Source organism: Pontibacter fetidus, assembly GCF_010119545.1.
In the GTDB taxonomy this organism is placed as follows: Bacteria; Bacteroidota; Bacteroidia; order Cytophagales; family Hymenobacteraceae; genus Pontibacter; species Pontibacter fetidus.
Genome location: NZ_JAAEAA010000012.1, coordinates 88,497 through 109,202 on the forward strand (window position 1 = coordinate 88,497; position 20,706 = coordinate 109,202).

General features: G+C 46.6%; 23 protein-coding genes. 16 read left to right on the top strand and 7 right to left on the bottom strand.

Annotation, left to right across the window (positions count from 1 at the left end):
- Positions 1–12 precede the first annotated feature (12 nt).
- The gene (locus tag GWO68_RS10695) at positions 13–1,389 is read left to right on the top strand and encodes an MBL fold metallo-hydrolase RNA specificity domain-containing protein (protein WP_162346440.1); all 1,377 of its coding nucleotides are present in this window, start codon (positions 13–15) and stop codon (positions 1,387–1,389) included.
- Between the two features lie 41 nt (positions 1,390–1,430).
- Here GWO68_RS10695 and GWO68_RS10700 read toward each other — a convergent pair whose 3' ends face one another.
- Both GWO68_RS10700 and parS read right to left on the bottom strand, forming a co-directional pair.
- Complete coding sequence (locus GWO68_RS10700; RefSeq protein WP_162346441.1) at positions 1,431–1,892, bottom strand: RES family NAD+ phosphorylase; 462 nt, start codon at positions 1,890–1,892, stop codon at positions 1,431–1,433.
- The gene (gene parS, locus GWO68_RS10705) at positions 1,889–2,308 is read right to left on the bottom strand and encodes a type II RES/Xre toxin-antitoxin system antitoxin (RefSeq protein WP_162346442.1); all 420 of its coding nucleotides are present in this window, start codon (positions 2,306–2,308) and stop codon (positions 1,889–1,891) included. Before parS ends, GWO68_RS10700 begins: the two co-directional genes overlap by 4 nt.
- A 187-nt stretch (positions 2,309–2,495) precedes the next feature.
- On the opposite strand from parS, the gene GWO68_RS10710 reads away from it, so the two are divergent.
- Together GWO68_RS10710 and GWO68_RS10715 are read left to right on the top strand one after the other, a co-directional pair.
- Positions 2,496–3,212 carry a tetratricopeptide repeat protein gene (locus GWO68_RS10710; protein ID WP_162346443.1) on the top strand — a complete coding sequence of 239 codons (717 nt, stop codon included), beginning with the start codon at positions 2,496–2,498 and terminating at the stop codon, positions 3,210–3,212.
- A gap of 152 nt (positions 3,213–3,364) precedes the next feature.
- Entirely contained in the window at positions 3,365–4,243 is an 879-nt protein-coding gene (locus GWO68_RS10715) for an OmpA family protein (protein ID WP_162346444.1), read from the top strand.
- Positions 4,244–4,467: 224 nt separating this feature from the next.
- Here the strand turns inward: GWO68_RS10715 and GWO68_RS10720 are convergent, their stop codons facing one another.
- Positions 4,468–4,713, bottom strand: a complete 246-nt coding sequence (locus GWO68_RS10720; RefSeq protein ID WP_162346445.1) for a hypothetical protein — start codon at positions 4,711–4,713, stop codon at positions 4,468–4,470.
- 356 nt (positions 4,714–5,069) lie between these two features.
- Here GWO68_RS10720 and GWO68_RS10725 point away from each other — a divergent pair, with 356 nt between their 5' ends.
- Entirely contained in the window at positions 5,070–5,765 is a 696-nt protein-coding gene (locus tag GWO68_RS10725) for an SIR2 family NAD-dependent protein deacylase (protein ID WP_162346446.1), read from the top strand.
- A 1-nt stretch (position 5,766) separates the two neighbouring features.
- On the opposite strand, the gene GWO68_RS10730 is transcribed toward GWO68_RS10725, so the two are convergent.
- Positions 5,767–6,864: an o-succinylbenzoate synthase gene (locus tag GWO68_RS10730; protein WP_317164516.1), complete on the bottom strand. Its 1,098-nt coding sequence runs from the start codon at positions 6,862–6,864 to the stop codon at positions 5,767–5,769.
- 117 nt (positions 6,865–6,981) lie between these two features.
- Between GWO68_RS10730 and egtB the strand changes: the two genes are divergently transcribed.
- The 5 genes from egtB (at position 6,982) to GWO68_RS10755 (ending at position 12,422) form a co-directional block, all read left to right on the top strand.
- Positions 6,982–8,247 (top strand): ergothioneine biosynthesis protein EgtB, encoded by a 1,266-nt coding sequence (gene egtB, locus GWO68_RS10735; RefSeq protein ID WP_162346448.1) that lies wholly within the window; start codon positions 6,982–6,984, stop codon positions 8,245–8,247.
- Positions 8,248–8,253: 6 nt separating this feature from the next.
- Positions 8,254–9,261: an L-histidine N(alpha)-methyltransferase gene (gene egtD, locus GWO68_RS10740; protein WP_162346449.1), complete on the top strand. Its 1,008-nt coding sequence runs from the start codon at positions 8,254–8,256 to the stop codon at positions 9,259–9,261.
- Between the two features lies 1 nt (position 9,262).
- Complete coding sequence (locus GWO68_RS10745) at positions 9,263–10,375, top strand: pyridoxal phosphate-dependent aminotransferase (protein ID WP_162346450.1); 1,113 nt, start codon at positions 9,263–9,265, stop codon at positions 10,373–10,375.
- Positions 10,376–10,452: 77 nt separating this feature from the next.
- Complete coding sequence (locus tag GWO68_RS10750) at positions 10,453–11,796, top strand: MATE family efflux transporter (RefSeq protein ID WP_162346451.1); 1,344 nt, start codon at positions 10,453–10,455, stop codon at positions 11,794–11,796.
- A 68-nt stretch (positions 11,797–11,864) separates the two neighbouring features.
- Positions 11,865–12,422: a DUF922 domain-containing protein gene (locus GWO68_RS10755; RefSeq protein ID WP_162346452.1), complete on the top strand. Its 558-nt coding sequence runs from the start codon at positions 11,865–11,867 to the stop codon at positions 12,420–12,422.
- A gap of 373 nt (positions 12,423–12,795) precedes the next feature.
- On the opposite strand, the gene GWO68_RS10760 is transcribed toward GWO68_RS10755, so the two are convergent.
- Complete coding sequence (locus tag GWO68_RS10760) at positions 12,796–14,337, bottom strand: FAD-dependent oxidoreductase (RefSeq protein ID WP_162346453.1); 1,542 nt, start codon at positions 14,335–14,337, stop codon at positions 12,796–12,798.
- Between the two features lie 221 nt (positions 14,338–14,558).
- Between GWO68_RS10760 and GWO68_RS10765 the strand changes: the two genes are divergently transcribed.
- The gene (locus GWO68_RS10765; RefSeq protein WP_162346454.1) at positions 14,559–14,915 is read left to right on the top strand and encodes a tRNA-binding protein; all 357 of its coding nucleotides are present in this window, start codon (positions 14,559–14,561) and stop codon (positions 14,913–14,915) included.
- Between the two features lie 6 nt (positions 14,916–14,921).
- Here GWO68_RS10765 and GWO68_RS10770 read toward each other — a convergent pair whose 3' ends face one another.
- Complete coding sequence (locus tag GWO68_RS10770) at positions 14,922–15,413, bottom strand: DUF4296 domain-containing protein (RefSeq protein WP_317164517.1); 492 nt, start codon at positions 15,411–15,413, stop codon at positions 14,922–14,924.
- 59 nt (positions 15,414–15,472) lie between these two features.
- Between GWO68_RS10770 and GWO68_RS10775 the strand changes: the two genes are divergently transcribed.
- From GWO68_RS10775 to GWO68_RS10800, 6 genes are all read left to right on the top strand, one after another.
- On the top strand, positions 15,473–16,354 hold the full coding sequence (locus GWO68_RS10775; RefSeq protein ID WP_162346455.1) for a DUF58 domain-containing protein: 882 nt from the start codon (positions 15,473–15,475) through the stop codon (positions 16,352–16,354).
- Positions 16,347–17,300: a hypothetical protein gene (locus tag GWO68_RS10780; protein WP_162346456.1), complete on the top strand. Its 954-nt coding sequence runs from the start codon at positions 16,347–16,349 to the stop codon at positions 17,298–17,300. Before GWO68_RS10775 ends, GWO68_RS10780 begins: the two co-directional genes overlap by 8 nt.
- Positions 17,242–18,294, top strand: coding sequence for a vWA domain-containing protein (locus GWO68_RS10785; protein ID WP_162346457.1), 1,053 nt, complete (start codon positions 17,242–17,244; stop codon positions 18,292–18,294). Before GWO68_RS10780 ends, GWO68_RS10785 begins: the two co-directional genes overlap by 59 nt.
- A 273-nt stretch (positions 18,295–18,567) precedes the next feature.
- Entirely contained in the window at positions 18,568–19,254 is a 687-nt protein-coding gene (locus tag GWO68_RS10790; RefSeq protein ID WP_162346458.1) for a YggS family pyridoxal phosphate-dependent enzyme, read from the top strand.
- Positions 19,255–19,275: 21 nt separating this feature from the next.
- Positions 19,276–19,728, top strand: coding sequence for a DUF2750 domain-containing protein (locus GWO68_RS10795; protein WP_162346459.1), 453 nt, complete (start codon positions 19,276–19,278; stop codon positions 19,726–19,728).
- 15 nt (positions 19,729–19,743) lie between these two features.
- Positions 19,744–20,121: a DUF423 domain-containing protein gene (locus GWO68_RS10800; RefSeq protein WP_202923727.1), complete on the top strand. Its 378-nt coding sequence runs from the start codon at positions 19,744–19,746 to the stop codon at positions 20,119–20,121.
- An 81-nt stretch (positions 20,122–20,202) separates the two neighbouring features.
- On the opposite strand, the gene GWO68_RS10805 is transcribed toward GWO68_RS10800, so the two are convergent.
- A complete protein-coding gene (locus GWO68_RS10805) occupies positions 20,203–20,646 on the bottom strand; it encodes a DUF1573 domain-containing protein (RefSeq protein WP_162346460.1) in 444 nt (147 codons plus the stop codon).
- Positions 20,647–20,706: the final 60 nt, after the last annotated feature.

Below are 20,706 nucleotides of genomic sequence, written 5' to 3' on the forward strand. Positions count from 1 at the left end.
AGCAAGCTGCGTATGCAACCAGAATCAACTCCCGTTCAGCTTAAGTTTTTGGGTGGTGCCGGCACCGTTACCGGTTCAAAAATACTGCTAAAAACAGAGCGCCACCAGGTGCTTATCGATTGCGGCCTTTTTCAGGGGCTTAAGGAGCTACGCCTTTTAAACTGGCAAAAGCCCCCCCTCAGCATTCCAGACCTTGATGCAATTATACTTACCCACGGCCACCTGGACCATTGCGGCTATTTGCCGGTACTTGCCAAAAGAGGATACGACGGGCCAATTTACGCCACCGAACCTACCCGCGATGTTACCAGGATCATCCTGAACGACAGTGCACGTATACAGATGGAAGATGCTGAAGAAGCCAACCGGGGTGGTTATTCCATTCATCGGCCGGCCAAACCGCTTTACGACCTTGATGATGTAGCCTGCACCATGCCGCTGTTCGAGACGCACAACTATAGCGAGTGGGTGATTATTAACGAAGATTTTAAGTTCTGTTTCCGGAACAGCGGGCATATCCTGGGGTCGGCTATAGTTGAGGTAAAATGCCAGGGCCGGCACTTTGTTTTTTCAGGTGATATCGGCCAGCGTCAGCCACTGCTCATGGACCCACCGATGCGCCTGCACGAAACCGATTACGTGATCATGGAGTCAACCTACGGCGACAGGCTGCACAGCGACGTATCGCCTTACCAGGAACTACAGGAAGTTGTAACGCATACCTATAACAAAGGCGGCGTGCTGATCATCCCGAGTTTTGCTGTAGAACGAGCCCAGGAACTACTCCTGATACTGAACACCTTACGAGACGAACGCAGTATACCACCCATGCCTGTTTACCTGGATACGCCGATGGGCATTGATGTATCGGAACTATACCTGCACTACCACGAATGGCATAACCTGAGCCAGGCCGAGTGCGAGACCATGATGCGCAACGTACACATTATCCGGAAATCGGAATACAGTCAGCGTGTGCTCGAAACCCATGGCCCCAAAATAGTGATTGCCGGCAGCGGTATGGTAACAGGTGGCCGCGTTTTATACTACCTCGAAAAACTGCTGGAGGACCCTAAAAACACGGTATTGCTGGTTGGTTTCCAGGCGCCGGGCACGCGGGGCAATTTGCTGCGCAGCGGTGCCGACGAAATAAAGATACACGGCAACTACTATAAAGTGAAAGCCGAAGTACGCCAGGTCAGCTCTATGTCGGCACACGCAGATCAGGCCGATTTGCTTTGGTGGTTGGGTAATTTTAAAGAAGCGCCATTGCAGGTGTTTCTGAACCACGGCGAAGCACAGGCCAGCGAAGCCTTACGCATGAAAATAAAAGACGAACTTAAGTTTCCGGTAACTATAGCCAAAATGGGCCACACCTATTATCTGTAACGATAACCAATAGTTGGTTGCTGCCAGCTTGCCAGGTATAATTATTTCACAAAAAGGCGCTTATCAAACTCAAATGGCGTTATACCAACTATAGTTACTTTCTGAAAATCGGGGTGGCGCGGGTTGATGAGGTAATTGAACGTGCCCTGCACAGCCGCAGATGGTACTTTAATGATGGGCGCGTGCTGCTCAGCTATAAACTTATCCCCTATAACCTGTGTAGCATTGCTGTGCGGAAAAGATTTCCAGTCTTCGGGAAGCATCGTTTCGGGCAGCTTTTCAATTTCCAGACCATCCGGTATTTCAATCTGAACAAGCTGATAATCGAAAGGAACGATACCGAGAGGCATGTGTACGGCAACCTCTACGGTACAAAGCGCAATGGAATCTGAAGTATAAAGTATGGCAGTGCCTTTGCTATTCCAGCGGCCACCCGCCAGCTCAGCCCCTCTCCCCGACAGGTCTTTGGCAAACCTTGCGCGGCTTAACCGGTACACGATCATGCCAGTACGCCGTGCTCTATACGAGTCAGTTCATCGCGCAGCATGCCAATACCAAAGGTGCTATCCAGTAGTTCCTTAGGTTTAATGCCGCCAAGGGCAATGTTTTTTGCCTCCAGCCACGCATCAAAATTTGCCTGGTCGCCAAACACTTCCACGCCTTTATTATACACCAGCGTTATCTCCAGTATTTTTTCAGAGTGCAGCGGGTCAAAGGTGCGTTTCTCTTTTTTGTAGCGCTGAAAAGTACGCTCAGACAGGTGCAGGTAATTAGACCACTCGGTCAGGCTAAAAGGGCTTTTATCGGCAATCGTTTGGAATGAGGCATATTTTATACCTTCGCGCACCGTGCTGATGAGCATAAAAATATCCCGGTCATCGATCAGGCTATAGTTTAGAGTTGTAAGTGCGTGTGCCATAAGTCATGCGTTTATCAAATATACGAAACTTGTCAGAATAATATCGCCAATTGTCTAAAGTTATTTTTTTCGTGCCGGTAACTATAGCTTGCTCACTGGTTTGGTGTATTTGCTAAATCAAGTATAAACTTCTATTTTTAATGCAGGAGCTTTAATAGCTTCGGATCACAAATTACCAACCCCGTTTATGAAAAGATTATTGAGTACCGTAGCTGCCTGCCTGCTGGCCGCAACGTTTACATTTGCACAGGAACAAACCACCTCACAAGACCCGAAAGTGCTTCCGATGTTTGGTAAAACAGCCAAGACAGAGGAGCAGCAACTACGCGACCAGAAATTCCTGAGCAGCTGCGACGCTAATTTTACGACGCGCAAAGAGGCCAGCAACTTTTTTATGGACCGCGGCTGGGAGTACCTGAACGAAGGGCAAACTGACACAGCCATGTACCGATTTAACCTTGCCTGGCTCCTGAACCCCGACAACAGCGATACCTACTGGGCATTTGGATTGGTAACAGTGGCTAAGGGTAACCCTGCTGAAGCAGTTGGATATTATGAGAAAGCACTTGCCTTAAACCCTAAAAGCTCATTGCTATACTCCGACCTTGGCACTTGTTATGTTAGCCTGTACGAGCAGAAACCTAAGAAAAAAACCTTAAAACAGGCTTCCACTTACTTAGAGAAAGCAATAGCAACCGATGCTACCAATGCGTTTGCATATTTTACGATGTCAAAGGTAAACTACTTTAACTGCGACTATAGCCAGGCCTGGACATACCTGCACAAAGGCCGCGAGCTAAATATGGCAGCCGTAGACTATAGTTTTTTACTGCAGCTATCCGAGAAAATGCCCGACCCGCAGGGCTTCTTCAAAAACGCTACCACACCCGATCAATCAGAATAAGTATATTATACCTTCTTATATGAAAAGGCGCCTCCTGCAAGCGCTTTTTTTATTTTAAAAATGCAGGTAAAACCTTGTCTGCGGCCACCTTACTATCTATAATTTGCTATATTTGTTGAGTTACCTTTTTAGCCATTTATAGTTCTGATGATATGAAAAAGAAATTTGTACGCGCTTCGGTTTTTATACTGCTGGCAAGTATGTCGTTGTCTGGTTGCGTGGTTTCTAAAAAGAAATACGAAGAGTTGCTGAGCCGCAAAAACGCACTGGAAGTAGACAAAGCAGACCTAGAGCAGAAAAAGCAAACCCTGGAAAGTGAAAAAGCATCGCTGGAGCAACAGAAAGCACAACTGGAACAGGAACGTGCCGAACTGGAAAAGCAGAAAGCTGAGTACCAGGCCAGCCTGCAGCAAGCCCTGAAAGAAGGGAAAACGCTGGGCGAAAACCTGAATATGAGCAAATCGCAGATAGATAAGCTGAACGCCGACCTGAAAGCCCGTGAACAGAAGCTGGCCGAACTACAGCGCATACTGGATGAGAAAGAGAAAGCTGTAAAAAACCTGCGTACCCGTGTAAGCAATGCCTTACTTGGCTTTAACGATAAAGACCTGACTGTGAATGTGCGCAATGGCAAAGTGTATGTATCGTTGGCAGAGCAGTTACTGTTTAACTCCGGCTCTACTAAAGTGGACCCGAAAGGCGTAGATGCTCTTAAAAAACTGGCGCAGGTGCTGAAAGAACAGCAGGATGTGAACGTGGTGGTAGAAGGCCATACCGATGATGTACCGGTTGCTAAGGGCACCGTAGGCATGCAGGACAACTGGGACCTGAGCGTATTGCGTGCAACTGAGATTACCCGGATCTTAACCGATGCAGGGGTTTCGCCGGAGCGCGTTACGCCATCTGGTCGCTCGCTGTATGTGCCACTCGAGACTGCCAAGACGAAAGAGGCACGCCAAAAGAACCGCCGTACCGAAATTATTCTTACACCTAAACTGGATGAACTCTTCCAGATTCTGGAGTCTGCCTGATAAATTGAAGTATACCTGATTACAACAGCCGGTTTTTACAAAGCCGGCTGTTTTGTTTTTAAACTATAGCCATAAAAACGCAGATCTTTTTATCTCTTATTTAAACCGGATAACCTAATTTCAGGCAAAAATACAGTAAACAAAAAAGCGACAACCGGTTGGTCGTCGCTTTGAGATTTTTTATAAAACTAACTTAGGTAAGGAGCGCGTGAGTTAAGCTTTTGTTATTGTAATTCTTCCTGTTCCATGTATTCCCACATGGCATCTTCGTTGGCACCGCTTTTAGCAGCATAAATCAGCATGGTAGTATAAACACCTATCAGCAGAAAGCTAAGTGGTATAGAAAATACAAAAGATACTACAAGCGTTTTTACAGGGTCAGCCTTGGATTTCATTTTGGTAGAGGCATACCAGAAGAACAAAACATTGAAGACACCGGAAAGGGCAACAAAATTAAGAAGATCTAACATTAGCTAAAAGTTAAGTTTAAACGATAAGACCAAGAAGTATGCCAGCTTAAACCAATCTTATGCAAGTATAATTCCCACATAGCTTAACTTTTAACTGGCCCTGAAAGCCCTAAAAATTATATAATTTTATTAAAATGATATACTGCAATTTAAAGGGCTGTATTCAAATATGCAAGCATTCATATTAAAATAATTACAAACATTCTAAACACAGTATATATAATACTCACTATGTTTAAGCAGCTTCAATGTCCCGAAAATTTAGTTTTACCAGAAAAATACACGAACAGCGTAGGGCTAAACCAATTGTAAATGTGGCATCGTACATAGTATTTTGCTTTACTAACTAACTATAAATGAAAAAGAAACTGGTGGTGCTAACGGGCGCGGGCATAAGTGCCGAAAGCGGAATTGCTACGTTTCGGGATGCCGACGGGCTTTGGGAAGGGTATGATGTAATGGAAGTAGCCTCGCCGCAGGGCTGGCGCAAAAACCCCGAACTGGTACTGGAGTTCTATAACCAACGTCGTAAAAATGCCCATTCCGTAAAACCTAACCCCGGCCACACGATACTTGCTGACCTTGAAAAGCATTTTGAAGTGCGCATTATTACCCAAAATGTAGATGACCTGCACGAACGCGCCGGATCTACTAACGTGTTGCACCTGCATGGCAAACTGTTCGAGAGCCGTAGCACCCTAGACGAGAAACTGGTTTACCCCATAGAAGGATGGCAATTGAACAAAGGCCACAAATGCGAACGCGGCTCACAACTACGCCCAAACATAGTATGGTTCGGCGAACCTGTGCCCATGATGGAAAAAGCAATGGAAGAAACCTTGCAGGCTGATATTTTTCTGGTGGTAGGTACCTCGCTTGTAGTATACCCCGCTGCCGGACTAGTGGACCTTGTACCGGAGGATGTGCCGGTTATAGTGGTAGACCCCAAATTGCCAAACGTACGCAAACGCCCCAACCTGCACCTGATTGAGGACAAAGCCAGCACCGGCATGGAGGAAGTTAAAAAGTTGCTGCTGGAAACGTATCTATAGCCTATAGTTCACTCCACTCCTGCTCCGGTTTATACCACAACTGGCCCTGCTCTATTTGTAACGGCGATGGAATGTTGTTATGGTATAGCTGCCCGGTGCCCAGGCCTTGTGGCATCGTTAAACTATAGTTTGCTGTAAACTGGCTTATCGCATTCAGCCCTATGTTGGACTCCAGTGCTGAGGTCATCCACCAGCCAATGTTGCGGTTTTCAGCAAGCGTGATCCAGGCGGCACTGGCCTCCAAGCCGCCAACCAATGTGGGTTTAAGTATAATGTATTGCGGTTTTATAGTATCCAGCATCTTCTGCTGCCTTTCACTATTCTGCACTCCTATCAGTTCTTCGTCCAGGGCAATAGGCACAGGGCTATAGGCGCATAACTCGGCCATTGCCTGCCACTGCCCTTGCTTTATGGGTTGCTCTATGCTATGGATGTGATACCTGGCTAGTCGCTCCAGTTTTTTAAACGCCTCGTCCGGAGTAAAAGCGCCATTGGCATCTACCCGGATGGTCAGTTCCTGCTCAGATGCCGCTTCGCGGATGCGTTCCAGTAATGCCAGTTCGGTTGCAAAATCGAGGCCTCCGATTTTAAGTTTCAGGCAACTATAGCCCTGGGCAAGTTTCTGGGTAATTTGCTGTTGCATAAACTCTTTATCGCCCATCCAAACCAGCCCGTTTATGGGTATGCCGGTTTTACCGCTAATAAAGTCATTGTTATAGATAAGTCGGTTCCCACCATTTACTAGATCAAACCACGCTGTTTCTAAAGCAAATCGTAAGGCTGGCCACCCGTGCAGATCCAGTTGTTGTGTTAACGCAGGCAGTTCTATAGTTTCAGGTTGTAAAGCATTTATATGTTTGCAAACTTCTGTCAGCTTCTGCTCCATATCCGGCCGATGATCGATGCTTAGGCCTGCCAGCGGCGCACATTCTCCTATGCCAACTATAGTTGGGGCAGCAGCATCCCAGAGTTTAATATAATATACCTGGTGCTGGGTAATAGCACCCCGGGAGGTACGGGCATCAAACTTAAAATGGAGCGTATAAGGTATAAAAGAGCATTGTAGCGCCATTGTATTGCTGATTGGTGTATGATACAAAGTAAACCAAAGCTACCGGATTCATCGTAAGTAGCCGCAGAACTATAAACATTTTAAAGCGCGTGCAGGTTTTCAGTTTACCAGACCAGCAACTATAACACCCTGACCAACAAACCTATGAAAACCATAAGCACCAGTTTGGCATCGCTCCAGAGCAGGTTACAAAAAATCAGAACTCAGACAGAAACTATCTGTAAACCGCTGGAACCCGAAGATACGGTGGTACAGCCGATGACAGATGTGAGCCCCCCGAAATGGCACCTGGCGCATACTACCTGGTTTTTTGAAGAATTTGTGCTGAAACCTTACCTGCCCAACTATAAAGTTTTTCATCCCAGCTATAGTTACCTTTTTAACTCATACTACAATAGCGTAGGCAACCGTGTGCAACGCGACCAGCGCAGTACATTAACCCGCCCACCCCTGCGCGAAATTTATACTTTCCGGAACCATGTGAACGAGCAGCTGGGCAATTTACTGGAGAACCCTAACGAAACTATACTTGCTGAGATGCTGCCTATACTTGAATTAGGTATGCAGCACGAACAACAACACCAGGAACTGCTCCTGACCGACATAAAATACATTCTAAGCACAAACCCACTATTACCTGCTTATAGTTCTGCCCCAACTTCTGAAAAAACGCAATATGTACCTGCTACTTACCACGAAGTGCCCGGCGGAATATATAAAATAGGCTGCCAGGGTTCGGACTTTTGCTTTGACAATGAGCTGGGCGTGCATGAGGTGTTAATACCTGATTTTAAGGTGATGAACAGGCTGGTTACTAACGCCGAATACCTGGAATTTATGGAAGCTGGCGGCTATACGGACTTCAGATTTTGGTTAGACGAAGGCTTTACCTTAGCCAAAACATCTAATTGGCAATCACCACTTTACTGGGTTAAACAGAACAACAGATGGCAGCGTTATAGTTTGCACGGCTTGCAGGACCTGGACCTGAATGCGCCGGTTAGCCATATCAGTTTTTACGAGGCAAATGCTTACGCCAACTGGGCCGGTAAACGCCTGCTAACCGAATCTGAATGGGAAGCGGCCTCACAGGCTTATCCACCTGCAAATGGTAACTTTTCAGATACCGGTATACTGGAACCAACAGCTGCCAAACCGGACCAAAACGGAATACAGCAACTATACGGCGACCTTTGGGAATGGACCTATAGTGCTTATCATCCGTACCCTGGCTTCTCTATGGCCCCAGGTGCGCTAGGCGAGTATAATGGTAAATTCATGATTAACCAGATGGTGTTGCGCGGCGGTTCCTGTGCCACGCCTTCTGACCATATCCGAACATCCTACCGCAACTTCTTTCACCCGGACAAACGCTGGCAGTTCACAGGCATCAGGCTGGCTACAACATAAAACTACATGACACCAACAACAAGCACCATACAACTAACTGACCTGAGCACTCCGGAAAGTAAAAACAGTATAACTGCCCGCTTTGCAAATGATGTGAAAAAAGGCTTAACGCAGCAACAAAAGCAGTTATCGTCTCGGTACTTTTACGATGGCGAGGGCAGCCGTTTGTTTCAAAAGATTATGCAATTGCCTGAGTATTACCTTACCCGCAGCGAACACGAGGTTTTTACCACGCACCAGCAAACTATAGCGGAGCAATTGGCTGCAAAGGGCAACTTTCATTTGATAGACTTGGGTGCCGGAGATGCTACCAAAACTAAAATCATACTTAAACAGCTCTTACAGCAGCAAGCCGATTTTGATTATGTGCCTGTCGATATTTCGGGAGATGCTATGACGGAACTGTGCGAGCATTTGCAGGCAGAATTACCTGCGTTACAGGCGCATGCCGTAGTAGGCGATTATTTTGATGCCCTGGAGTGGCTGGATACAAATAAACCAGGCCGGAAGGTGTTGCTGTTCCTGGGGTCAAACATTGGTAATTTTAACCCGGACGAACGTAGTGCTTTTCTGCAGAAGGTGCGCTCCCATATGCAACCTGGTGATATGCTGTTAATTGGCATGGACCAGTGCAAAGCCCCCGAAACCATACTTAAAGCCTACGACGATGCTGCCGGTGTAACCGCCGATTTTAACTTAAACCTGCTGCACCGCATAAACCGTGAGTTGGGTGGCAATTTTGAAACAGACCAGTTCAGGCACTTTGCGTTGTACGACCCGCAGATAGGCGTAATGAAAAGCTTTTTGATAAGCCAGCAGGATCAAAATGTAACTATAAAAGCAACAGAACAAACTTTTCACTTTCATGCCTGGGAAGCTATCCATACCGAAAGCTCTTATAAATTTACATTACAACAGGCCGAAACGATAGGGAACGAGGCCGGCTTTAACATACAGCATATATTTCAGGATAAAAACTGTTATTTTGCCGATGTTTTATACGTTGTAACCTGACATGACCGAACTGAACCTGGCCTCCGGGGCAAGTTATTTTAAAAGCCCCGAACCTGCCATAAACGCTGCCATTGCCGCCCTGCACGCTGGTAAAACCTACTACGGCCCCGCCGAAGGAACAGCTGATCTCCGCAATGCCCTTGCCAACCGATACCAAGCCCAAGGCATTGCCATAAAGCCTGAGCAGGTACTGGTAACGCCCGGCACCAAACAGGCCTTGTTTAATCTGTTCTCGGTTTTATTGCGCGATGGCGATGAAGTAGTAGTACCTGTACCTGCCTGGTTTGGGTTTAATGAGCTGCTGAAATACAGCAAAGGCAAACTGGTAACTATAGAAACTACTTTAGCGCAAAACTATAGGTTAGATCCTGAAGCAATACGAAAATCACTTACCGAGAAAAGCCGCATCCTGTTACTCACTAACCCGGCAAACCCGACCGGCCGTATCTATAGTAAACCCGAACTGGAAGCTATCGTTACGCTACTGCACGATTTCCCGAACCTATACCTGATCAGTGATGAGATTTATGACCTTGATACTTACGGCAAGCCTTTTACTTCTGCCCTTGCCTGCCCGGGGCCGCAGGAAAGAATTATAGTTGTTAACGGCTTCTCTAAAAACTTTGCCATGTCGGGGTGGCGCATTGGGTTTGTGGTGGGCCCTGAAGCGATTATAAAGCAAAGCACAGATTTCCAGAGCAGTACCTTTTCCGGGGTTAGTATGTTTATACAGGAGGCTGCACTGGCCACTTTACAGACCCAGGAAGCAACTATAGCCACCATGCTGGAGGTATTACAGGAAAACCGGCAACTCATGCAAAAAGGCCTGGAGGCAATACCCCATGTTTCGTTTTACGTCCCCGATGGAGCCTATTATTTCTTCCCGGACCTGAGCCACTACATCGGAACCAGAACCCCGACCGGCGCAACTATAAACTCAACCGAAACTTTATGTAATTACCTGCAACAGCAACATAATCTTGTAGTTGTAAATGGTGATAACTTTGGAGGCGTAGGTCATGTGCGCATGTCGTTTGCGGTAGAGCAACCTGTTCTGGAGCAGGCCATGGTTCGGTTAAGAGAGGCGCTGTTACAATTAAAGCCACAACTATAGTTTAGGAAAGTATAAATCGGTTTAACGTATAGCTTCCGGTAAAAAGCGCTAATTTTGCACTCCTTTACGGAGATGCTATGAATACGGAAGCCTACAAAGACCATTTTGCAAAAAACTTCACGCTTGCCTACCCAGTGGTGCTCAGCCAGTTGGGCCACATTTTGGTGAGCGTGTTCGATAGTCTGATGGTAGGCCAGATCGGAACCGTACCACTGGCAGCTGCATCGCTGGGCAACAGCATCTTTATGATAACCATGGTGTTTGGGCTGGGTGTTTCGTTTAGCATAACCCCGCTAATTGCCGCCGCCGAAGGCCGTAAGAACTATACACGCATCTCGCTGCTGCTTCTAAATGGCCTTATCTCGAACTTTATACTTGGCATCCTGCTTTTTCTGGCGGGTTATTTTGCGTCGCCTTACATTTCGTTCCTAAACCAACCAGCAGAGGTTGTAAAGCTGGCTACGCCATACATCAATGTACTGTTCTTTTCTATGGTGCCGCTCATGATCTTCCAGGCATTCAAACAGTTTGCCGAAGGTTTATCTTTCACCAAACAGTCGATGTACATCACCATAGTTGCCAATTTGCTAAATATCGTACTTAACTACCTGCTGATCTGGGGTAAACTGGGCTTCCCGGAAATGGGGATGATCGGTGCGGCCTGGGCAACGTTTATTTCGCGTGTTGTGATGGCTATTATGATGGCCGGCTGGGTGCTGTATGCCAAACGTTTCGAAATTTTCCGCCATTTCCTGCGCCTGCGTCATCTGTCCGTCATCCACATGTACCGCATTTTTAAACTTGGCCTGCCTATTTCTGGTCAGATGATCTTTGAGATGGGGGCTTTCAGTTTTTCGGCTATCATGATCGGTTGGCTGGGCACCAAGCAGCTTGCCGCGCACCAGATTGCGATAAATGTGGCTTCGGTAACGTACATGATGGCCAGTGGCATTGCAGCGGCCGCGACTATACGCGTGGGCAACCAAAAAGGCCTGGGCAACTATAGAAGTATGCAAATGGCAGGTAATAGCAGCTTTGCTATGGGGGCCCTCTTTATGATGGCCAGCGGACTACTGATGGTGGCCGCCAATCGCTTTATCCCGATGCTTTACATCGACGACCAGGATGTAATACAGATCGCTTCTACCCTGCTGATAATTGCAGCATTGTTCCAGATATCGGATGGTGTGCAGGTAGTGGGGCTTGGCGCTTTGCGAGGCCTGGAAGATGTGCGCATCCCGGGGGTAATTTCGCTTATTGCATATTGGGTAATCGGTTTGCCAGTGGGGTATGTGCTTGGGTTTAAGCTTGGTTTTGGCGTAAACGGGGTTTGGGCAGGCCTGCTGGTTGGTTTATCTGTTGCCGCCATATTGCTATTCTTCCGGTTCCGGAAACTTACTAATCAACTGGTTACAACATAAAGTACAATTATCCGGCACTATTCGGTATGCATTGCTGTTAAGCGGGAAGTATAAATCTTTTAGCCAAGATGATCTTTTACAACTTTCTCCTGTCGTTGGTGCTGGGCTACCTTTGGCCAACTGCTGCCCTTCCGGTTTCAGAAGACAAAAACACTGTTTCAGGGCAAATAACCTGGTCGCCGGAGCGGCGCTTGACCTGGGATGATTTTAAGGCCGAACCTGATTCGCTTAACCCCCACCATGCCATAACTGCCGCCAACCTTGCTGTAGATGCTACCTGTGCATCCAACAAATTCAGTTACCGTGTTAAATGTGTTTTCCTGGCAACTGAGTCGTGGTCTAAAAATAAAATGTCAGAAAAATTACTGCAACACGAACAACTGCACTTCGACCTGACAGAGGTACATGCCCGCCTGCTTCGCAAAAAACTAGTAACCTTAGGCACATCCTGCCCAGAGGCTAATTCTAAACTATCTGAAACCGTAAAAAACGCCTTTGCTGACTGGAAAGCGGAACAAGATAAATTCGACGAGGCCTCGCAACATGGCCTAGATGCCCGGGTGTCTGCTGAATGGGCTAAAACTATAGCGCATCGCTTGCAGCAGCTGGAAAAGTTTAGGAGTTAGAAAGTTGGGGAGTTTAGGAGTTTGGGAGTTGGGGAGTTAGAAAGTTAACTTCTTTTAAAATCGAAGGAGCAACTAGAAACCTGTTTTCTATAGTTAAGCTGTTTAGGTTTTTGAAAACCAATATCTCATGGCCTTGCTGTGTGTTTTCACCAGCATGCACAAAAAGTTGGCTAATAGAATTGTTGGTGAAAACACCAACAATGGCACGGAGAGCTAGTTAAATAGTTTAGGAGTTAAGTAGTTTGGAAGTTGGCTTCTGCAAAATCGAAAGAGCAACTATAGATCTGATCTCTATAGTTGCTCTTTTACTTTATAGTTAGAAAATTCAGAGTCCCTCTTAATTCTTTAACTCCCAAACTCTTAAACTCCCAAACTACTTCGGCGGTGCCAGGTCCTGTGTGGCGGGGCCGGTAATCACTTTACCAAATGCATCGAACCGTGAGCCATGGCATGGGCAGTCCCAGGAGCTTTCTACGTTATTCCAGCTTACAACGCAGCCCATGTGCGGGCAAATAGCAGAACATTCGTGGCGCACACCATCCTGGTCACAGTACACAGCGATTTTGGTAGTGCCACGGCGCATAATCTTACCCGTGCCCGGCATTACCTGCGCTGGGTCGTCCACTTCCCCACCTGTCAGGTATTCTTTGTATTGTGCGGCTACATTCAGGTTTTCTTTCAGGAATTCTCCGGCTGTTTTTAGGCTTACACGGGCCGGGTCGTAAATGGTGGCCCATTCGTTTTTGCGCCCCATAATCAGGTCTGTCAGCAGTATACCAGCTATAGTTCCATGGGTCATGCCGTGGCCTGAATCTCCGGTAACGATGTATACATTTTCAGGGTCTCCGGGATTACGGCCTATAAAAGCAAGACTATCAACCGGCTCATACACCTGCCCCGACCAACGATATACCACATCACCAGCCATCGGAAACTTCTCACGCATCCAGTGCTCCAATTCCTGAAAATGTTTGGCCGGTTGGTCATCCTGCCCGGTCTTGTGATCTTCGCCACCAACTATAAGCAAATCATCCGCATCTTCGCCAGCCTCTTTTCCTGCTTCCTGAATCCTGACATAATGGTAAGGGTCTTTCATATCCCAGTAAAGGGCATCGGGTACGGTACCTTTTCTAACTTTTGCCCCGACCACATAGGTGCGGTAAGGCGCCTGTTTGGTGTGCATGGTGACCATATCGTTTACGGGTGTGTTGCTGGCCACTACCAGGCTGTTAGCGGAAACAGTATGTCCATTTTGGGTTACCACTGTAGCCACAGCACCCGGCCTGAACTCAACTGCCCTACTCGAAGTATAGATACGTACATCCTTATCTAACAAAACCGTAGCAAGACTCGACAGATACTTTAGCACATGAAAACGGCCCTGGTTAGGAAATTGCAGGCAAGGCAGGTGGGTTAGCGTATCGAGTGGGGCAGCTTTGCGCAACACTACATCGCGCCAGCCAATCTGGTGGGCTGCCTCCAGTTCTTTGGTCAGCTGCTCTTGCTCTTCCTCGCTGTTGGCAAACATGTAGCCATCCAGGCGTTTAAAGTCGCAGCTTATTTTTTCATCTTTTATAATAGCTTCAATCTTATCTATTGCCGCCATGTGGCTTTGCACGGCCAAGCGTGTACCATCTACGCCAAACAACCTGATAAGCTCCGGTAATCCATCATCGAGGGCGCTGGCCAAGTGGGCAGTGGTACGGCTGGTTTCGCCGCTGCAAATGGTATCTTTGGCTTCCAGTATCACCACTTTCTGACCTTCTTTAGCCAACAGGTAAGCCGTAGTTAAACCAGCTATACCAGCACCTACAACACATACATCGCAGGTTATATTATCTTGCAGCTCGTGGGTAACAGGCATCGAAATACCATCCACCCAAACAGACTTGCTTGCTCCGGATTCTTTTTTCATAGTTTAATGATGTGGGCGCGTGATCTATAAGCAGCTGAAACTGCCCTTTATATTACATTAATAAGACTGCATAGGAGTACGAAGCGCAAATGCTTATGTTGCTTTGGCTATAGTTGGGCAGGGTAAACCACAGCGCTCATTGCATAGCACAACAGGCATGCCGCAGGTTTTAACATTTATACTATATTTGGAAAAAGGAAATTTAACGACACTTACCAACTATGTACGCACCTGAAAACGCACAGGAAACGATAACCTGGCAGCAATTTGAACAAACCGATATACGGGTAGGAACTATAGTAGAGGTAAACGAATTTCCGGAGGCACGCAAGCCGGCCTACAAACTTGCCGTAGACCTGGGGCCTTTAGGTATTAAACGATCGAGCGCCCAGATAACCAAACATTATACACCCGAAATGTTGCTTGGCAAACAGGTGCTGTGTGTTGTAAACCTCGGTAAAAAACAGATCGGAAAATATATATCAGAAGTGCTGGTAACCGGCTTTGAAGACGAAAATAAAGACATTGTGCTTGCACAGCCAGCTGCCAAAGTACCAAATGGCAGTAAACTTATCTAAAGCTGGTTACATATCTTCTTTAACCTCCTGCGGCGCATTCATCAGCACATCTCCTGGGCGGCCCAGCCTCCTGCCCTTACGAGAAGGAACTCCATTCGTGTCAACCTGAATGTTGCGTTGCAGCGTATCTTCTGCCACAGGTGCACTTCCTTTTTTAGTTAGCAACTTTGCTTCGCGGGCTGTTAAGGTATCTAACACTATTTCGTAGAGCCTGTCCATTTGCTCCAGGTTTTTGCCATAGTAGCCATACGACTTGGTAAACTGCGCATTACTAACGCCATATTTTTTAAGGATGTTTTTGTGTTCCTTGTTATATACCATCACTGCCGTATCCGGGAAGCTGACATTGGATTCTATCAGTGATTCCATGATATGCACATCGGCCAGTATCTGCACCATTTTAGTTTCCGGAATGATGTCTGCTGGCTTAGTAGCTACTTCCTGCTGCTCACAGCTAAGCAAGGCAAGGCAAAAAAGTGTATAGAAAAGTCGTTTCACGGATGTAAATTACGGGAATATGTCCTAATTTTAAAATCTCACACCAGGACAACAAGGGTATGAATGAGCTTGTTCAAAAGCTACGAAAGTACGAGATCCGGATAAGAAAGGCAATTACCACTCAAATGCAAGGCGATTTCCACTCTGTGTTTAAAGGCTCAGGGCTGGAATTTGACGACGTGCGCGCTTATCAGTACGGCGACGACGTGCGCGCTATAGACTGGAATGTAAGCGCCAAAGGTCACGGCACTTTTGTAAAAACATACCGCGAAGAAAAAGAGCAATCGGTGTTCCTGATGCTGGATGTGAGTGCTTCGCAAACTATAGGTACAGGTAAACAGCAGAAAATAGACGTAGGCAAAGAGATCTGTGGAGTGCTCTCACTTTCGGCAGCCCGACAGCAGAGCCAGATCGGTATTATCTGCATCTCAGACCAGAAAGAGAAATACATAAAACCAGCCAAAGGCATTGAGCAGGCTTATACCATTATTAAAGCGCTTCAGGAACTACAGCCAAAATCCGCAAAAACCAACCTGGCTGCAGGCATAAAATTAACCCTCGATATCATAAAGCGCCGCAGCATTATCCTGCTGATTTCGGACTTTATAGATGTGAACTATGAGAAAGAGCTGCAGATGCTGGCCCGCCGCCACGACCTTATAGTGATACACTTGGTAGATGTGCGAGAACGTAAAATGCCGGGTATGGGCATAGTGCCCGTGCTGGATAAAGAAACCGGGAAAACCGTGTGGCTGAACACCTCAGGAGAAGAATTTCAGAAAAAATATTTTGCGCAGTACAAAGAGAACCAGGAAAATTTGATGCGCATCTGCCACCGGTACCAGGCTAACTACCTGGCCATACAAGCCAACGAAGACTATGTGCCACAACTGGTAAACCTGTTCAGGCTGCGCAATAAAACAACCAAACGAAGTGCGTAAATTACTTTCAACTATAGTTATACTTACGTTGCCTGTTTTGGCTTTGGCCCAACAGGTGTTGCGCCCGGTTGGTGCGTTCAGTTCCGACTCTGTTAAAATAGGCATACCGGTTACATACACGCTGGTGCATCGCCACCCCGAAAAACTGGAAGTGATTTTACCGGGCACTAACTATAACTTTTCCCCTTTCGAGCTGGTACGTAAGGACTTTTATCCGACAGTAACTAAAAACGGCATAAGTACAGACAGCGCAGTTTATACCCTACGGACATTTGATACAAAAGCTTTGCAAGCGTTGATGCTGCCCGTTCTTGTGTTGCAGGGCAAAGATACCGTGCGCGTAAACGGCGACAGCAGCCGGGTTATACTTCAGGAACTGGTACAAAAAGTAAATGAGCCTTTGCAGTTTAAAGCGGAAACAGAGTTGGTTGCTGTCGAAAAACGCTTTAACTGGCCTGTGCTGCTGTTATGGTTAGTGGTGGGTAGTTTGTTCTTTAGTCTGATCTGGCTGATATTCGGGCAAACTATAAAAACAAAGTATAAACTATACCGCCTGCGCAAAGACCACCTATACTTTGCCTCCCGGTACAATGCACACGTAGACCGCTTTGTAAAGACAGGTGTTTCGCAAAGTATGGAAAAAGCTGTTTCGCTATGGAAAAACTACCTGACCAAACTGGAACGAAGCGCTATTAACTCTTTCACAACCAAAGAGATTGTAGAATTTTACGATAACAACGACGAGGTAAACACCGCCCTGCGCCTTTGCGACAAAGCCATTTACGGCAACCTGCTAACCGAAGCTGATACCGAAACCAAAGAAGCCCTGCTCCTGCTGCGCAAATTTGCCAAAAGCAGGTATAAAGCCAGACGAGAGATAACTAAGAATGCTAAAAATAACAGACGACATGCTGGACTGGCTGAGCCTGGAATGGTTCAGTCTTAGTACGCTCCGAAGTTTCGACTGGGTGTTTCCGTTGGTGCTGTATGCATTGCCGGTGGTACCACTGTTGTTTCTGCTGAAGTGGCTGTTTACCCTGAATACCCGCAACAAGCTGAACGTGGCCATGTTTGATGGCAAATTACAATGGCAATGGACCAGCCTGCTCCGCTTTATACCTGATCTCCTTTTTATACTTTTTGTGATGCTGGTTCTGGTTGCACTGGCCCGGCCGCAACGCATAAACGAGCAGGTAGAGCAAACCGCCGAAGGCATTGATATTATTCTTGCCCTGGATGTGTCGGGCTCTATGGAGTTACAGGATATAAAACCAAACCGCCTGGATGCCGCCAAAGAAGTAGCCCTGGATTTTATAAATGGCCGTGTGCAAGACCGAATAGGCTTGGTGGTTTTTGCCGGCGATGCCTATTCTCTTGCTCCGCTAACTACTGACTACCAGCTGCTGCGCGAAAGTATAAACTCCATTGGGTTTAAGATGATCGAAAATGATGGTACGGCCATTGGTAGCGCGCTGGCCGTTGCTACCAACCGTATGCGGGATTCAGAAGCCAAAAGTAAAGTGGTTATACTTATAAGTGATGGCGAGAACACCGCCGGTAGCCTGGATCCGCAAATGGCAGCCCAACTGGCCACAGGCTTTAACATAAAACTTTATAGCATAGGGATAGGTAAAGACGGACAAGTGCCTTATGCCGTAGACGATCAGGGGAAAACCCTTTTTGTAGATACCAAACTAGACGAAAGCAGCCTGCGCGACGTAGCTGAAATTAGTAACGGTCAGTTTTTCAGGGCAGATAGCAAGGATGCCTTGCAACAGGTGTTTAAAAGTATAAACCGCCTCGAGAAAACAGAAGTAAGTGAAAAACGCTTCCGGGATACCAAGGATTATTACCAGGTATACTTAAAGTGGGCCCTACTGCTGCTGCTTTGCTGGATGCTGCTGAAAAATACCTTTGTAACAAATGTATTGGAAGACTAAGTTGTAGTTAGAGAGTTTAGGAGTTAGAGAAGGACGAGTTAGAAAGTTAGAAAGTTAGAAAGTTAGAAAGTTAGAAAGGTTTAAGTTAAAAAGTTGTAGAGAAGCTTTACTTTGCGCTTTTCAACGCTCAGCATTACTTCCTTTATGTCATCCTGAAAGGATCTTGGTTAAAGGTAAGTTAAACAGTAACGATAAAACTATACTTTAAGAATTATAAACCTATAGTTGATTGATGTTGTAGATTTAGCCTTCAACAATTCGAAATATAAAACTATGAGCCACATTGCAGATAACATACGCTACTTTGATGAACAGCTGAAAAACACACCGGCGCGCCTGGTAGCTGTTACCAAAACCCACCCCGTTGAAACCATAAAAGAAGCGTATGATGCCGGCCACCGCATTTTTGGCGAAAACAAAGTTCAGGAACTGGTGGATAAATACGCACTATTACCCCACGATATCGAGTGGCACCTGATCGGGCACTTGCAAACGAACAAGGTAAAGTATATCTCTGATTTTGTAGATACCATACAGTCAGTAGACAGCCTTAAACTGCTGATGGAAATTAACAGGCGCGCGGAGCAACGCAACCGTACCACACCCATTAACTGCATGCTGCAACTCTCCATCGCCGACGAAGAAACCAAGTTTGGCATGACCTACGACGAAGCGGTAGCGCTGCTTCAATCAGACGAGTACCGGAACATGCACTATATCCGCATAACGGGGGTAATGGGCATTGCCACCAACACCGATGATCAAGGTAAATTAAGAAACGAATTCCGGCAGCTGCACTCCTACTTTGAACAATTAAAGGAGACATTCTTCTTCGCCAACCCTGACTTTAAGGACATCTCAATGGGTATGACATCGGACTGGCAGCTGGCTTTGGAGGAAGGCAGTACCATGATTCGGGTAGGAAGTGGTATCTTTGGCGCACGAAACTATAATAAGTAAGAAAAACTAACATATACGATAATGCAAGAGCAAAACGCAAACCAGGAAGCCAACTATCGCAGGTTTATACAACAGGTAGTGGCTACCGAACAGGTATGGGGATTATCAGAAGGAGATATCTGGGCTACTTCAAGCTCCAACGAGTTTGAAGATACCGAAGTGATACTTTTCTGGTCTGATGCTGAAAGTGCTAAAGCCTGTGCTGCTGATGAGTGGGCCAATTACCAGCCCGAGGCACTGCCTGTTGCTGAATTTCTGGAGAACTGGTGCGTGGGTATGTATGGCGATGAACTACTTGTTGGCGCCAACTGGACGCCGGAACTGCAAGGCAAAGAAGTTGACCCGTTAAATATTGCCTTAGACGTTGTACAGGAACTGAAGCAGTGTGAAAAGACCATAACCTTTGAGCAGTACGATAGCCTAAGCGAGTTTGAAGAGCAACTGATCGAGGCCCTGGAAGGCGACGAAGAATAACTATAGCTATTACTCATGACTCAGAAAACTATACTTCTTTTAGCCAGTGCTTTCGGGGCACTTTCTGTAATGATCGGGGCTTTTGGTGCGCATGCGTTGGGGCCCATGTTACAGGCCACTAACCGCACAGATACTTTTGAGACTGCCGTTAAGTACCAGATGTACCACACGTTGGCGTTATTGGCTGTTGGTCTGTTGTTATTTAAAGTCGAAAGTCCGGCGTTGCAGGTAGCGGCATGGTGCTTCTTTATAGGAATACTTATTTTTTCAGGTTCGCTTTATACCTTGTGCTTAACGGGTATAACCTGGCTTGGGGCTATTACTCCCATTGGCGGTACGGCGCTTATAGTTGGCTGGGGTGCCCTGTTCTATGCCATTCTGAAGTCGTTATAACGATAAGCAAAAATGTAAAGGTTCTAAAACAACAAAAGCCATCCGGATCGGATGGCTTTTGTATTAGAGAAAGAAGGTGTCTTAGTTTTTAGCGCTGCCTGTCTGCTTCTCTTTGATGTTTGTTACGATGTACACGCTGGTAGGCTCGCCTGCATTAGAGTGTACTGTAATCGCTTTTTTCTGGTTACCCAGCTTGCCTGCACTGTTAAATTTAGCCACTACCGTACCCGATTTGCCAGGAAGGATTGGCTCTTTAGTCCAGGTTGGAGTAGTGCAACCACACGTAACGTCAATGCGATCAATTACAAGCGGCTGTGTACCAGTGTTTTTAAACTTAAACGTATGCTCTACTACATCGCCCTGCGAAATATCACCAAAATTGTACTCGGCTTCTTCGAAAGAGATAACCGGGCCAGCTTTTGCTTGCGCCTGCGGAGCAGTAGGTTGTTTTCTAGGCTGCTGCTGTGCAACAGCGCCACCTGCAGTTATTGCTGCAATTGCGAACGATAGGAGAATTTTTTTCATGATATAAAGGATTATTTGGCTTCTTACGGTATAGGTAGATAATTTGTTTGTAGAACGTAG